13 protein-coding genes are annotated in these 13,701 nt (G+C 58.7%); 7 read left to right on the top strand and 6 right to left on the bottom strand.

Annotated elements, in window-relative coordinates; translation table 11 throughout:
- Positions 1–9: 9 nt before the first annotated feature.
- On the bottom strand, positions 10–1,245 hold the full coding sequence (locus ACJU26_RS11635) for a glycosyltransferase (protein ID WP_414039811.1): 1,236 nt from the start codon (positions 1,243–1,245) through the stop codon (positions 10–12).
- The gene (locus ACJU26_RS11630) at positions 1,235–1,924 is read right to left on the bottom strand and encodes a DUF5752 family protein (protein ID WP_414039810.1); all 690 of its coding nucleotides are present in this window, start codon (positions 1,922–1,924) and stop codon (positions 1,235–1,237) included. The genes ACJU26_RS11635 and ACJU26_RS11630 overlap by 11 nt, the downstream gene beginning before the upstream one ends.
- Before the next feature lie 63 nt (positions 1,925–1,987).
- On the opposite strand from ACJU26_RS11630, the gene ACJU26_RS11625 reads away from it, so the two are divergent.
- Together ACJU26_RS11625 and ACJU26_RS11620 are read left to right on the top strand one after the other, a co-directional pair.
- Positions 1,988–2,137, top strand: a complete 150-nt coding sequence (locus ACJU26_RS11625; RefSeq protein WP_414039809.1) for a hypothetical protein — start codon at positions 1,988–1,990, stop codon at positions 2,135–2,137.
- A 136-nt stretch (positions 2,138–2,273) separates the two neighbouring features.
- Positions 2,274–2,741: a YbhB/YbcL family Raf kinase inhibitor-like protein gene (locus ACJU26_RS11620; protein WP_414039808.1), complete on the top strand. Its 468-nt coding sequence runs from the start codon at positions 2,274–2,276 to the stop codon at positions 2,739–2,741.
- Positions 2,742–2,964: 223 nt separating this feature from the next.
- Here the strand turns inward: ACJU26_RS11620 and ACJU26_RS11615 are convergent, their stop codons facing one another.
- Genes ACJU26_RS11615 through ACJU26_RS11600 form a run of 4 tightly spaced genes read right to left on the bottom strand, consistent with a single transcriptional unit; the run spans position 2,965 to position 7,348 of the window.
- On the bottom strand, positions 2,965–3,903 hold the full coding sequence (locus tag ACJU26_RS11615; RefSeq protein ID WP_414039807.1) for a patatin-like phospholipase family protein: 939 nt from the start codon (positions 3,901–3,903) through the stop codon (positions 2,965–2,967).
- Between the two features lie 58 nt (positions 3,904–3,961).
- Positions 3,962–4,813 (bottom strand): formate dehydrogenase accessory sulfurtransferase FdhD, encoded by an 852-nt coding sequence (fdhD, locus tag ACJU26_RS11610; RefSeq protein ID WP_414039806.1) that lies wholly within the window; start codon positions 4,811–4,813, stop codon positions 3,962–3,964.
- On the bottom strand, positions 4,783–5,082 hold the full coding sequence (locus ACJU26_RS11605; RefSeq protein ID WP_414039805.1) for a hypothetical protein: 300 nt from the start codon (positions 5,080–5,082) through the stop codon (positions 4,783–4,785). The genes fdhD and ACJU26_RS11605 overlap by 31 nt, the downstream gene beginning before the upstream one ends.
- Positions 5,072–7,348, bottom strand: a complete 2,277-nt coding sequence (locus ACJU26_RS11600) for an FdhF/YdeP family oxidoreductase (RefSeq protein ID WP_414039804.1) — start codon at positions 7,346–7,348, stop codon at positions 5,072–5,074. Before ACJU26_RS11600 ends, ACJU26_RS11605 begins: the two co-directional genes overlap by 11 nt.
- Positions 7,349–7,805: 457 nt before the next feature.
- Between ACJU26_RS11600 and ACJU26_RS11595 the strand changes: the two genes are divergently transcribed.
- The 5 genes from ACJU26_RS11595 to ACJU26_RS11575 all read left to right on the top strand — a co-directional run bounded on the left by ACJU26_RS11595 (position 7,806) and on the right by ACJU26_RS11575 (position 13,625).
- Positions 7,806–9,503: a sigma-54-dependent Fis family transcriptional regulator gene (locus ACJU26_RS11595; protein WP_414039803.1), complete on the top strand. Its 1,698-nt coding sequence runs from the start codon at positions 7,806–7,808 to the stop codon at positions 9,501–9,503.
- Positions 9,504–9,884: 381 nt separating this feature from the next.
- A complete protein-coding gene (gfa, locus tag ACJU26_RS11590; protein ID WP_414039802.1) occupies positions 9,885–10,469 on the top strand; it encodes an S-(hydroxymethyl)glutathione synthase in 585 nt (194 codons plus the stop codon).
- A 99-nt stretch (positions 10,470–10,568) separates the two neighbouring features.
- Positions 10,569–11,678, top strand: a complete 1,110-nt coding sequence (locus ACJU26_RS11585; RefSeq protein ID WP_414039801.1) for an S-(hydroxymethyl)glutathione dehydrogenase/class III alcohol dehydrogenase — start codon at positions 10,569–10,571, stop codon at positions 11,676–11,678.
- Positions 11,678–12,532 (top strand): S-formylglutathione hydrolase, encoded by an 855-nt coding sequence (gene fghA / locus ACJU26_RS11580; protein WP_414039800.1) that lies wholly within the window; start codon positions 11,678–11,680, stop codon positions 12,530–12,532. The genes ACJU26_RS11585 and fghA overlap by 1 nt, the downstream gene beginning before the upstream one ends.
- A gap of 70 nt (positions 12,533–12,602) precedes the next feature.
- Entirely contained in the window at positions 12,603–13,625 is a 1,023-nt protein-coding gene (locus tag ACJU26_RS11575; protein WP_414039799.1) for a zinc-dependent alcohol dehydrogenase family protein, read from the top strand.
- Positions 13,626–13,701: the final 76 nt, after the last annotated feature.

The raw sequence follows: 13,701 nt of genomic DNA, 5'->3' as shown, positions 1-13,701 counted from the left end.
CCTGGGCGCTCAGCCGAGTTCGATCCGTTCGGTGGTCCCGTGCAGCAGGCCGACCGCCAGGGTGAGATACTCCCGCAACTGGCGCGTCAGCAGAAAGTTCTCCCCCACGAAGTGCCGCGCTTGCCGCCCCATGGTGCGGATCAGCCTGGGGTTGCGCAGGAGGTAGCGGATGCGCAGGGCCGCCCCTTCCGGCGAATTCACCCGGAACCCGGTGTAATAGTCGACCACCTGCAGCCGGATGCCCCCGGTGTCGCCGCCGATGACGGGCTTGCCCTTCCACATCCCCTCGGTGACCGCGAGGCCGAAGCCTTCCCGCAGGGACTTCTGCAGAACGATGTCCGCCAGACGCTGGAGGGCGTTGATGGTGCGGTGGGCGTCGGGCGGCAGGGCCAGGACGTGGATGTCCGGGTCCCCCTCGGCCGCGGCCTGCACTTCGGCGAGCACGGCGCTGCCTTCCGGGTCGTCGTCGGCGCTGCCGCCCGCCAGCACCAGTTGCAGCTCGGGCACGTAGGTCTTGGCCAGGCGATAGGCGCTGATCACGCCGATGGGGTCCTTGAAGCGGTCGAAACGGGAAATCTGCACGACGAGAGGCCGTTCGGGGTCGAGCTGAAAGCGCCGGGCCACGGCCTTGATCTCCCGCTGCGGCAACTCCCTGTTCTTGTCGCTGAGCGGGTCGATGCTGGGCGGGATGATGTACTGGGGGTTGGGCAGGGCCTGGGCGAAGCCGGCCAGGGAGAACACCGTGGCGTCGTATTCGGCCACATAATGGCGCAGGTGGCGCCACACCGGGCGATAGGGGTGGCTCGCGTCGATATGGCAGCGCCACACCCACTTGCCCTTGCGCGCGCCCAGGTAATGGATCAGCGGCGCGGGCTGGGGGTCGTGGATGAAGACGATGTCGGCATCGCTGAGCAGGGCACCCAGCCGCTCGGCATTTTCCCGGTTGGTTTCCTCGTAGACCTGGAGCAAGGCGGCGGAGATGGGCAGGGGGCGGCCCTGGATGGCGTTGTGCATGGTCTTGGTGCATTCGTAAAAGGCGGGACTGCCCGTCAGGACCTCCCAACGGGCGTCGATGCCCAGTTCGCGGGTGAGGGGCACCAGCTTGTCCAGGATCTCGGCGACCCCGCCGCCGACCCGCGCGGAATTTACGTGGACCATGCGCTTGCCGGCCAGGGGCCGCGCCAACTGGCGCAGATGATCCACGGCATCCGCGCCGACGACGCGCGCGTATTCGTCAAGCAGCATGGTTCCCTGCCAGTTCTTCGGCGAAGATGGACGCGATCTGATCCCGCAGGGCGCGCAGCGTCACGAAATACGGGTCCACCCGGGCGAGGCGGGCGCGCAGCCTGTGTCCCAGTTCGCCGAAGTCCGAGAGCCAGGCGCTGAAGTCGTCACCGGCCTCGGGCACCCGCCGGCGGGCGTCGATGAAATGATAAAAGAGGCTGCTTGCGGGCAGGGTCGGGAGGATGGCGAGCAGTGCCTCGGGGGTGGACACCCGCTTGTCCGTGCTGAAGACCACGATCTGCGAGCGCATGAACTGGAAGGGCTGGGCCGCCGGCATCCAATGCAGGTAATCCGCCTCGTCCAGCCGTTCGTCGATGATTTCGAGGAGATCGAGGCGCAGTTCGGAGAGGTCGGGATATTCGCGGGGGTCCAGCATGGCCACGCGCTCGGCGAGTTTGGCGTCGCGCAGGCTATGCTGGATCCACGCGGCGAAGTCGTTGTTGTACTCGCGCTCCACGAAACGGGGTTGCAACAGGCCGCCCCAGAAGTGGTGATAGATGCTGGCATCCCCCACGCTTTCGAGCCCGCTCCGCAATTCCGAGAGGGTGTAGACGCGCCGCCCCGTGGCGATGGCGAGGAGGGCGCAGTCCTTGACGGCGAACTCCGATGGCGGGTCCTGGGTGATGCCGCCGTCCTCCATGCTTATCCCTCCTGAATCAGGCCGGCCATACTGCAGATCAAAATCTTGTTATCAGGATAGCACATGGGGCGATTTCCAGGCTCCGCCGCCCTGGCCGTCATTGCGGCGGCAGTCGCGGGGACAGGGGTCGCACTGGATGCGACCGTCCTCCAGACGATGCCAGTAGCGGGCGGGATACTGCTCTTCAGGATATTCGGGTTTTTTTCGTTGTAAGCTATAATTGAACGGGAACAAACCCGACATGCGCCGAACGTGGTGGTGGGCTGTACTGCTGTTGGCAAATGGTTGCCTTCCTGCTGGTTCGGCACTGGCGGAGTCATCTCTTGCACTTTCCGCCCAGGAGGCAACCATGAGGATCTATTCGAGTGCCTTTACCAGCGATGGAATCATTCCGCGCCAGTACACCTGTGAAGGGAAGGACCTTTCGCCACCCTTGCACTGGGAGGATCTCCCTGCCGGAACCCAAAGCCTGGCCCTCATTGTGGAAGACCCAGACGCTCCGGACCCCGCCGCTCCCCAACGCATCTGGGTACATTGGGTATTGTATGACATCCCGCCCCATATTCTGGAACTCTCTGCAGGAGTACAAAGGCTACCGCCCGGCGTCCGAGAGGGCATCAACGACTGGCAGCGCAGAGGATATGGTGGCCCTTGCCCGCCCATCGGCAGACATCGATACTTTTTCCGGCTCTATGCCCTGGATACAACCTTGCCCGCGCTACAACATCCCGACAAGAATAACCTCCAGGCGGCCATGGACGGACATGTGCTGGCCGAAGCCACACTCATGGGGCGCTACGCCAAGGGCGATCGTTAAGTTGCCATGCCTTCGGACGATCTCTCTTGAATACATGGATAGCTGCTGTTCACAGACTCCCAAATGTCTGCCGATGTTGCCGCTCAGCCGTCATTACCGAACTCCCAGAGGGGCATCTTGCCGCCCGCAACATCGCTCTGAAATGGCGCGGTTTGGCGTAGTGCATGCTTCGCGATGGAATCTTGCTGCTGACGCGAAGCTCGTTTGGCACGCTGTTTGACAGTCAGGACATGCCCAATACCTGCTGTATTTCCGGCAACAGGCTCTGTACGCATTTTTTCCCCTCCGTTATGGCTTCACTGGCGCGATAAAACTCCAGTAAGCCGATGTGGGACAGCCCTGGAGAAAGCAGGATATCCGGAGGATCTCCGGCCATGCGACTCTTGGTGATCCTGTCCTGCATGATATTCACCGAGCCGGCGATGGCATCGAAGAGGCTGGGTGGTTGCTCCTCATCGTTTGTCGCCGGAAATATCGAGGCCGTATATGCCGTGACCAGATCTGATATTTTTCCGGTAATGCCAGCAGCCTGTGTTTTTACAACCTTGTTATTTTGAAGGTGTTTTCCAACGATATCATCGTTCAACGTTACGGCAATAACCACATCGGCGCCAAGGGCTCGACAGAGCGAAACGGGGACGGGATTCACCAATCCGCCATCTATGAGCCACCAGCCGTTGTTCTTGACTGCCGGAAAGAGGCCGGGCATGGATATGGACGCAAAGACGGCATCCAAAATTGAACCGTCCGTCAACCATATCTCGCTGCCGGTTTGCAGGTCTGTTGCTACCGAGGCATATTTTTTGCCAACTATATCCTCTATTTTCGATGCGTCATCTGCCACATACTTACTGAGGAAATAATGTAGCCGGTCTTTATTGACGAAGCCGTTCAACGACATGTTGATGGTAAAAAATTTGGCGGTTTCAAGCTTCGTCAGTGAACAAACCCATTTCTCCAGCTTCTCGAGGTTGTTGGAAACATAGGATGCGCCGACCAGCGCGCCTATGGACGTGCCACAAACGATATCCGGTACGATACCTTGTTCATTCAGTGCGCTTATTATTCCTATATGCGCCCACCCGCGGGCCGCGCCACTGCCAAGAGCCAAGCCAATAGCCATGGTGATCTTCACCCCCATGCGTTGTTGATGCCACAACATCCAGACTTCAGTATAGCGCTCCCGTGGTGAGCGCGCTCTCCCCGGACCACGTCAGGCACTACCCGTTTTCACGGAGCAGGTCGTGGATGGTTGCCGCATTCCCGCGAAAGCGTTCGCCGTGGGCGTAGATGGTCAGGCGCCGATCCCGCGCATAACCGACAAGGGTCAGATTGTGGGTCTGGGCAATCTGGATCGCCAGACTGCTAACCCCGGAGATCGCCGCCACGATGGCAACCTGAAAGCTCAAGGCCTTCAGGGCAATCTCAAAAGTCAGCCGCGAAGACACGCCCAGCAGGATATTTTCGGAAGGCCGCCAGCCCTTCCGGAGCGCCGCGCCGATGGTTTTGTCAACGGCGTTGTGGCGGCCGATGTCTTCCCGCACCAGGATCATGCCGTTGGTGTTGGCCAGGACGGCGGCGTGTGCGGTTCCGGTATGCCGGTGCAATCGCTGATGAGTGCGCATCTTCTGGAGCAGATCATGCACCAGTGCGGGTTCCACACAGACATCGCGGTCTATGGGTGCGAAGGGGACGAGGCCCTCGAAGTTCGGGGTGCCGCAGAGACCGCAGGCGCTGCCGCCGATCACCAGACGCCTTTTTCGGGCGGCTCTGGCCTCTGCCTTCGCCGAAACCTGCAGGTAGAGGGCTAACCCTTCCGGAATACAGACAGACTCCCAGGTGATGATATCCGCGACCGCCTGGATCACCCCCTCACCGTAAAGGAACCCCATAAAGAAATCTTCCAGATTATCGGGGGTGATCATCATCACCGCATAGGGCTTGCCATTGATGATCAACGAAACCGCCATTTCTTCCAGGACGGCTTCTTCGCATTTCACGGAACGGTGCGCGCCGTCCATGCGTCTGGCCTGAGACCATACTATTCCGTTGCTGCCTGCATCTGTGCGCACAGGGCTCTCCCTTCCGATGTCAGAGTGATGACGGTTCTGCCCCGTTGTTCTTCCCGGCGAACATAATGGAGCCCACCCCATTGTTCCGAGCATCCCAGGAGCAGAAGCAGACGCTCCATCTGGCTGCGGGGAAGGCCGAGAGACTTGCAGGCTCTGGCCACCGATACCGGCCCTTCCGTGCAAAGCATCCGGAGTAGGGCAATGATCAAATCCTCCGGAGCATCGTCGGGTGTATTCCGGTCGTTCTCTGACTTACGGTCAGGCGACATGGTATCGGCCTCTCTTGGCCCGCGCCAGGGTTACCAGGATCGATTTGGACGTCGGCGTGCGGGCGCGGTCGGCATAGCTGGAGAGGGGCACCAATATGTTCAATTCCGGGTAATAGCCCGCGAGCATCCCTTTGGGGATATCGAACGCAACCAGCAGGAAGTCCCGCGCCACGCGTTCACCGTCAGTCCAGTGCGAGGTGATGTCCACCAGGTCACCGGCCTGAAATCCCATGTCCAGAATATCCTCAGGATGCATGAAACACACGTTGCGCAGGCCGGATACGCCGCGATAGCGGTCCTCGTAACCATAAATCGTGGTGTTGTACTGATCGTGGCTGCGAATCGTCATCAGGGTGAAGAGCTTTTCGGAGGTCTGCGGCACAAAATGGTCATCGGCGATGGTGGACAGCGCCCTGGCCAGAAAATTGGCCTTGCCGCTGGCCGTGGGCCATATCCGTGAACGGGGAGGCAGATCCAGATGAAATCCCCGTGGTTTATGGACCCGGGCATTGAAATGCTCGAAACCAGGTACCACGCGCGCAATGCGGTCGCGAATGAGGTCATAGTTTCCCATGAATTGCCGCCAGGGGGTGGGACTGAGGGGCAGGGTCGCCAGGGCCAGGCGCGCCACGATGGCACATTCCGACAGCAGGGAAGGGGAGGCCGGCTCGCTCATCCCTTGGGAGATGTGCACCATGCCGAAGGTATCCTCCACCGTCACCCCTTGGGGGCCAGTTTTTTGGATGTCGATCTCCGTACGTCCCAGGCAGGGTAAAATCAAGGCATGTTCGCCGTGGACGATGTGGGACCGGTTGAGCTTGGTAGTCACATGCACCGTCATCGCGCAGCTCCGCAACGCTGCGTGAGCGCGCGCCGTATCGGGTGTGGCGTTGGCAAAATTGCCACCCAACCCGAAAAAGAACCTGGCGCGCCCCTCCTCCATCGCCTCGATGCTGGCTACCGTATCGTAGCCATGCTTCTGCGGTGGCGCAAAATGGAACTCTGCCCCGAGGCGTTGCAGAAACTCCGGGGATGGTTTCTCATATATCCCCATGGTCCGGTCACCCTGCACATTGCTGTGACCGCGAATCGGTGCGGGACCGGCCCCCGGTTTGCCGATATTACCCTTGAGCAGCAGCACATTCAGGAACATCTGGATGGTGGCCACCGCGTGCTTTTGCTGGGTGATGCCCATCCCCCACGTAAATATGGTGGCTTGTCCCTGATCATAGATGCGCCCGATCTCCTCCAAATCATGGCGGCTGAGGCCGCTCTGTTCCTCGATCTGTGGCCAGGGCGTGCTCATGACCAGATCGCGAAATGCGCCAAAACCCTGGGTATGCTCCTCGATAAACGCCTGATCGGGGTGCCCGGACTCCAGGACGGTGCGGGCGATCCCCATGGCAATGGCGTAATCACCGCCGCTCCGGGGCTGGTAGTAGTGGCTGGCGATGGGGGTGGCGTGATTGGTGAGCATTTCCATTGGATGTTGGGGATGCAGGAAGCGCTCCAGTCCGCGTTCATGCAAGGGGTTGAAGACCAGGATGCGCGCCCCCCTTTGGGATGCGTCGCTCAGCGTTGCCAGCATGCGCGGATGATTGGTCCCGGGATTATGACCGAACATCAATATGGTGTCTGTCAGATCAAAATCATCCAGGGTCACGGTGGCTTTGCCTACCCCGATGGATTCCGGCATCGCCAGGCTGGTGGCTTCATGACACATGTTGGAACAGTCGGGGAGATTATTGGTACCGAATTCCCGCACAAAGAGCTGATATAAGAATGCGGCTTCATTGGAGGTGCGCCCTGACGTGTAGAATATCGCCTCGTCAGGGGATGTCAGGGCATCGAGTTGCGCGGCGATCCGCGCAAAAGCGGCGTCCCAGCTAATGGGTACATAGCGGTCACTCTGCGAATCGTAAGCCATGGGTTCGGTCAGGCGCCCCTGCTCTTCCAGAAAGTAGTCGGTTTGCTCCTCTAGCCAAGACAGGGTGTGTGCCGCAAAAAAATCCGCTGTCACCCGTTTGCCGGTAGCTTCGGCGGCAACGGCCTTGACCCCGTTCTCACAGAACTCGAAACTGGAATGCGCCTCGGGATCCCCCCAGGCGCAGCCCGGACAATCAAAACCTTCCGCCTGATTCATTTTGAGGAGCAGGGCGGCACCGCCCGTCAGCGCGTGTTCCTGACGCAGGCTGCGCAATGAGGCACGCAGGGATCCCCAGCCCCCCGCCGGTTGTTGGTAATGGGTGATCTTGAACGAAGACATAAGCCCTCCCGGAACGATCGAAATATACAGGGTAGCATCACCAGCCAGTTGCGACTCATGGTACTATGACAATAGGCTAGCAGTTTTCGCGCCAGGGCTGCACGATCGGGTTGATTATTACCTCTTGAAATACTTATTTGACTCGGCATTACCCCGGAACCAGACTGGTGGAAAACCGAATGAAAGTGGATAGGCGATAATGTTTCATCATGATACGAATCCATCAATAGATAACGACTATATAACCCATGCCTGGGATCGTTGCACCGGCCAATATCGGTTGGACGCCCATGCTGCGCCAGAACTGCAAAGGCTGGATGCGGACAGTCTCGGTCGAGTTCTTGAGGAGCAGCACCTTTTCGTAGAGATCGGATCTGCGGAAATGGCCCGTCTGATTAAACAGATGTTGCGATTTTCCGAGGAAGCCCTGTTGCCGTCACCAGATTGTACACTGCTGTTGCTGGATGCCGGCGGCATCGCCCTGCATGCTGTTGGAACGGAAATCGCGGGCGGACATGATGCCCGCTATTCGGGCATGGGCGCCGGATTCATATGGCGGGAAGAGTATGTCGGGGTGACCGGACCGAGCCTTTGTCTGCATGACATGAAGCCCCGCATGGTCCACCGGGAGGAGCATTTATTTAGGAACTTTGTGGAGATGGCGTGCTGCGCGATGCCCATTTGGGCACCCTCTGGCGCGCTGCTGGGGGTGATCGATTCAACCTATTCCCGCAGCGGTTACGCGAAATCGGCATATGTCTCGGTCATGCCCCTGCTGGCGCAACTGGCACGGCGGATCGAAATGAAATATTTCGCCCGGAATTATCAGGACCGGGTCATTTTGTCGGTGAGCAGACTGAACAACTATACCGACCATGACGACGAAGCATTGTTTGCGATTAACGAGAATGGCGTCATTATTGCGGCGGAATTCGCGCTGACAAAAGGCACCATCGGTGACACCGGTGGTCGTCTTGTTGGTGCGAACGTGCAGGATGTGTTCGACGTCTCGCTGGACAAGATGCTGGACGATCACCATCGTGCCAAAAAGCCGCGCTCCAGACTCTTGTTCCGGAATGCCGGAGGACATGTTGATCTGCGGGTATTTTCGCTGCCGGACAAGGTGCCGTTCAGGGCGGTCGTGAACGGCATTCTCGGAAATACACCGTATTTCAGGGACAAAGCATCGATTCAGGTGCATGATTCCCTGTTGGCGTTGTCGAGCGATGATGCGGTGGTATCGGAGAATATTCGTCGTATCCATAAGGTATTGAACAAAAATATCAGTATCCTGCTGCTTGGCGAAACCGGTACCGGCAAGGATACGCTGGCGCGCGCCATACACCGCGCCAGCGATAGAAGAGATAAACCCTTTGTTGCGATCAATTGTGCTGCCATACCCGAATCGCTCATCGAAAGCGAGCTATTCGGGTATGAGCCCGGTTCCTTTACCGGGGCGAGCCGCGTGGGCAAGCAGGGGAAGGTGATGGCCGCCAATGGTGGGACGCTGTTCCTCGATGAAATCGGAGACATGCCCGCCGCACTTCAGGGGCGTCTACTGCGAGTTCTCGAAGAGCGGGAGGTTACCCCTCTTGGTACCACCAAAGCCAGCCCCGTAGATATTCGGGTGATCAGTGCAACCAATAAGTCGATCGATGATCTGGTCCAGCAGGGAGGCTTTCGGACCGACCTGCTTTATCGGATTAACGATGTCGTGCTAAGCCTGCCGCCACTGCGGGAGCGGAGCGATAAAATCCGACTCGTGGAAACCATTTGTCAACAGGAATGCGGCGTATCTGGAATGGAGATATCAGCGGAAGCATGGAATATTCTTCTGGGTTATTCCTGGCCGGGGAATATCCGCGAACTTCGTAGTGTGATTCGTACTGCTCTGGCGCTGAGCGATGGTAATGCCATCCGATATGAAGACCTGCCAGAACGGTTGGTGACCAGCGAAAGGGGCAGTGGCCGCGTAGCGACACCGCCGACCACCCCGCTAAGGAGCGATAGCGACGCGCTGGAGCGGAATAGAATCCTTGCAGAGTTGGAGCGTCACCGCTGGCGGGTGACCGATACCGCAAAATTCCTCAAGATCAGTCGTAATACTTTATATCGTAAAATGCGCTTATATGGCATCATGGGCGCTGACGCATAAAATGGGTGTCTATTGCATCAATGCAGTCTTATGGTTGGTAGCCAAGCGTGATATCCCGCTTTTCCGTATGTCATTTCCTCGGAATATTCTTGCCCCGAGGTTTCCCTGGTGCTGGCCATGCTGCAACTACAGCGAATTGGGGTGGAATGTATAATCTGTGTGACATTATGTCATTTTGACATGAACATTATGTGCCGCAGGGGCGCGCCCATTTCCGCCAATCGACGCGCGAAAACTCGTCGGCGCACAATGGCACAATAATTGCTCAAATTTGGTGGATCCGGATTCCATGTCTCAAAAATTTTTGCCGCACCATGGTCCTTGGGCGTCATGATGGTGCTCAAGCATATACCGTTGAATTCTGCTGAGGAGGTATTGAATATGCCAAGCCCGGTTACCATTCATCCGTCTGTCGATCATGGGGTCACAGCGGGATCGTCCCATTTTCATGGGGGTACCTTACATTGCCATTGCACCCATAACCCGGTACTGGTGGAGGTGAAGTCGCAACTGGCCCACAATCATGCCTGTGGTTGCACCAAATGCTGGAAGCCCAAAGGCGCCAAGTTTTCGGTGGTTGGGGTCGTGCCCAGGGATTCGGTCACGGTGCTGGAGAATGGCGATAAACTTCATGTGGTCGATCCGGGTGCGGTGATTCAGCGCCACGCGTGCAAGGCGTGCGGAGTTCACCTGTTTGGCCGTATTGAAAATAAAGACCACGCGTTTTATGGTTTGGACTTCGTTCACTCCGAACTGTCGCCGGAGAAGGGTTGGGCGGCCCCCGAATTCGCGGCTTTCGTCTCGTCGGTCATTGAAGGCGGTTTGGCTGCCCCGTCGGAAATGGCGGGAATCCGCGCGCGGCTGACGGAACTGGGGTTGGCGCCCTATGACTGCCTGTCGCCCCCGCTGATGGATGCGTTAGCTACCCACGCCGCCAGGCAAAAAGGCGTTCTCAAGGAAGCCTGATGATATGGCAGATCCGCCCCATGCTGCGCCCGACCGAAAATGCGGCGGCACCGCAGGCGGGGTTTCAGCATAACTGATTCTTACCAGGAGTCTACAGTCATGGATGTTCGCGCAGCAGTCGCCTTTGAGGCGGGTAAACCACTGGTCATCGAAACCGTACAATTGGATGGTCCCAAGGAGGGTGAGGTACTGGTGGAGCTCAAGGCCACCGGCATCTGTCACACCGACCATTTTACCCTTTCCGGTGCGGATCCCGAGGGTTTGTTTCCGTGTATCCTCGGCCATGAAGGCGCCGGGATAGTCGTCGACGTTGGCCCGGGTGTGAAGAGTGTCCAAAAGGGCGACCACGTCATTCCCTTGTATACTCCGGAATGTCGCGAATGCGAGTACTGTCTTTCGCGCAAGACCAATCTCTGTCAGAAGATTCGGACGACCCAAGGGAAGGGGCTGATGCCCGACGGGACGACGCGCTTTTCGTTCAAAGGCCGGCCGTTGTTCCATTACATGGGTTGTTCGACCTTCGCCAATTATACCGTGATGCCTGAAATCGCCGTGGCCAAAATCCGGGAGGACGCCCCCTTTGACACCACCTGCTATATCGGCTGCGGGGTAACCACGGGCATTGGTGCCGTGGTGTTTACGGCGAAGGTGGAACCGGGTGCCAATGTGGTGGTTTTTGGACTGGGCGGCATTGGCCTGAATGTGATTCAGGGCGCCAAGCTGGTGGGCGCCGACATGATCATCGGGGTGGATATCAATCCGGCCCGGGAGGCCATGGCCCGGAAGTTCGGCATGACGCATTTCGTCAATCCCAAGGAGGTGGAGGGCGACCTCGTATCGCATCTGGTCGAGCTGACTCATGGTGGCGCGGATTACAGCTTCGAGTGCATCGGTAATGTAAAAGTCATGCGTCAGGCGCTGGAGTGCTGTCATAAAGGTTGGGGTGTTTCCTGTATCATCGGTGTTGCCGGCGCCGGCCAAGAGATATCGACCCGCCCCTTCCAGTTGGTTACCGGGCGGCGGTGGATCGGCAGTGCGTTCGGCGGCGCCCGCGGGCGCACCGACGTTCCGAAAATAGTCGACTGGTACATGGAGAAGAAGATCAATATCGACGACCTGATCACCCACCGTCTCAAGCTGGAAGACATCAACGAAGGGTTCCATCTTCTGGAAACGGGGCAATCCATTCGTAGCGTGGTGGTGTATTGATGGCGCCGCTGGAAACACGGGAAGAACATCGCTGCTTTGGTGGACGCCTGGGCTATTATACCCATGCATCCAGTGCCACGGGGGTATCCATGAATTTCGCGGTGTACCAGCCGCCCCAGGCGTTGGGCGGTGCCTTGGTCCCCGCCCTGTATTACCTGGCGGGGTTAACCTGCACCGAAGAAACGTTCATGATCAAGGCGGGCGCACAGCGCCTGGCCGCCGAACTGGGGCTGATGCTGGTCGCCTGCGATACCAGTCCCCGCGGACTGAACATCCCTGGTGATTCTGATACCTGGGACTTCGGCGTGGGGGCAGGGTTCTATCTCAACGCAAGAATGCTGCCCTGGACCCGGAATTACCGGATGGGCAGTTATGTCGATCATGAGTTGCCAACCTTCATCGAAGAACATTTCCCGGCCTCTCCTGAACGCCGAGGTATTTTTGGCCACTCCATGGGCGGTCACGGGGCACTGGTGCTCGCCTTGCGCAATCCGCAACACTGGCATTCGGTATCGGCGTTTTCGCCCGTCTGTAACCCCAGCGCGGTGCCCTGGGGAGAAAAGGCCTTTGGGAATTATCTGGGGCCTGATCGTGAGCAATGGCGGGAATGGGACGCCAGCATGCTGATGCGCCGGCGTCCCCACCCCGGTGAGATACTGGTGGATCAGGGAGATGCGGATCCTTTCCTGGCGACGCAACTGAAACCAGAGACTCTGGAGGCCGCCGCGGAGGCTTCCGGACAAGCACTCCGTCTGCGACGGCAACCGGGCTATGATCATTCCTACTGGTTCATCCAGACCTTTGTGGAGGATCACCTCCGGCACCACGCCCTGCAACTGGGCTGCGCCGCCTGAGATTTTCGGTCTTGCGGATGATGTGGAGGGTGATTTTACTCACCGAATGGATACCGAAAGGAGATAGTTCATGTACGCCATGGTTCTGGAAGAGGTGGGCAAGCCTTTGGTGCCCGCTGAATTGCCGCGACCGCAGCCTCAGCCCGGTCAGGTCCTGGTAAAAATACTGGCGTGCGGGGTATGCCGTACCGATCTGCATGTAGTGGACGGAGAACTGCCGAATCCCAAACTGCCGCTCGTTCCCGGCCATGAAGTGGTCGGCCGGATAGAATCCGTTGGAAGCCCGGACATTTCCTTACGGAACGGGCAGGTTGTGGGGATTCCCTGGCTCGCCTGGACTTGCGGTGCCTGCGAATATTGTCGTGCCGGGCGGGAGAATCTCTGTGACCGGGCGCGCTTTCATGGCTACACCGTGGATGGTGGTTACGCCGAGTATATGGTCGCCGATGCGCGTTACTGCTTCCCTCTTCCAGACATGTACGCCAATCCCGAAGGCGCTCCGCTCTTGTGTGCGGGACTCATCGGCTTTCGGGCCTTGCGCTTTGCCGAGGGAAGACGACGCCTGGGTCTCTATGGATTCGGCGCGGCGGCCCATTTGCTGATTCAGGTGGCGCGCCACCAGGGTTTGGAGGTCTACGCATTTACCCGCCCAGGCGATAGGGAGGCTCAGGATTTGGCGCATGAATTGGGGGCGGTGTGGGTAGGTGGATCGGATGTCCTGCCGCCGCAAGCGCTGGATGCGGCAATTTTGTTCGCCCCGGTGGGAGCCCTGATCCCTGCCGCTCTGCGGGCGGTCAAGAAGGGGGGCATGGTGATCAGTGCGGGAATTCATATGTCGGATATCCCGGCCTTCCCCTATTCCTTGCTCTGGGAGGAGCGACAGGTGCAATCCATTGCCAACCTGACGCGCAAGGATGCCGAGGACTATTTCCCCCTGGCACGACGCGTCCCAGTGCAAAGCCATATCACGACCTATCCCCTGGCCATGGCGAATGCGGCGCTGGCGGATCTGCGGCGTGGTGCGGTCCACGGTGCGGCGGTGCTGGTGATGGGGGCGTGGCGGGAACGCGAAACATCAGGCAAAGGCGAATGACTGCAGACCGAAAACTTCCCGTTAAGCTATAATGAGAAGGGTAGACAGAAGGGTACAGGTGGAACTCTTCAAATTA

Source organism: Acidithiobacillus sp. M4-SHS-6 (assembly GCF_047421495.1).
Classification (GTDB): domain Bacteria; phylum Pseudomonadota; class Gammaproteobacteria; order Acidithiobacillales; family Acidithiobacillaceae; genus Acidithiobacillus.
Note: the sequence above shows the minus strand (reverse complement) of the source record. Positions and strands in the feature narration are given on the sequence as shown.

Excerpts from the sequence above, each read along its gene's own strand:
- ACJU26_RS11635 (WP_414039811.1), bottom strand. The coding sequence starts at position 1,245 with ATGCTGCTTGACGAATACGCGCGCGTCGTCGGCGCGGATGCCGTGGAT.
- ACJU26_RS11625 (WP_414039809.1), top strand. The coding sequence starts at position 1,988 with ATGGGGCGATTTCCAGGCTCCGCCGCCCTGGCCGTCATTGCGGCGGCA.
- ACJU26_RS11615 (WP_414039807.1), bottom strand. The coding sequence starts at position 3,903 with ATGTTGTGGCATCAACAACGCATGGGGGTGAAGATCACCATGGCTATT.
- ACJU26_RS11630 (WP_414039810.1), bottom strand. The coding sequence starts at position 1,924 with ATGGAGGACGGCGGCATCACCCAGGACCCGCCATCGGAGTTCGCCGTC.
- ACJU26_RS11585 (WP_414039801.1), top strand. The coding sequence starts at position 10,569 with ATGGATGTTCGCGCAGCAGTCGCCTTTGAGGCGGGTAAACCACTGGTC.
- ACJU26_RS11620 (WP_414039808.1), top strand. The coding sequence starts at position 2,274 with ATGAGGATCTATTCGAGTGCCTTTACCAGCGATGGAATCATTCCGCGC.
- ACJU26_RS11575 (WP_414039799.1), top strand. The coding sequence starts at position 12,603 with ATGTACGCCATGGTTCTGGAAGAGGTGGGCAAGCCTTTGGTGCCCGCT.
- fghA (WP_414039800.1), top strand. The coding sequence starts at position 11,678 with ATGGCGCCGCTGGAAACACGGGAAGAACATCGCTGCTTTGGTGGACGC.
- ACJU26_RS11605 (WP_414039805.1), bottom strand. The coding sequence starts at position 5,082 with ATGTCGCCTGACCGTAAGTCAGAGAACGACCGGAATACACCCGACGAT.
- ACJU26_RS11600 (WP_414039804.1), bottom strand. The coding sequence starts at position 7,348 with ATGTCTTCGTTCAAGATCACCCATTACCAACAACCGGCGGGGGGCTGG.
- gfa (WP_414039802.1), top strand. The coding sequence starts at position 9,885 with ATGCCAAGCCCGGTTACCATTCATCCGTCTGTCGATCATGGGGTCACA.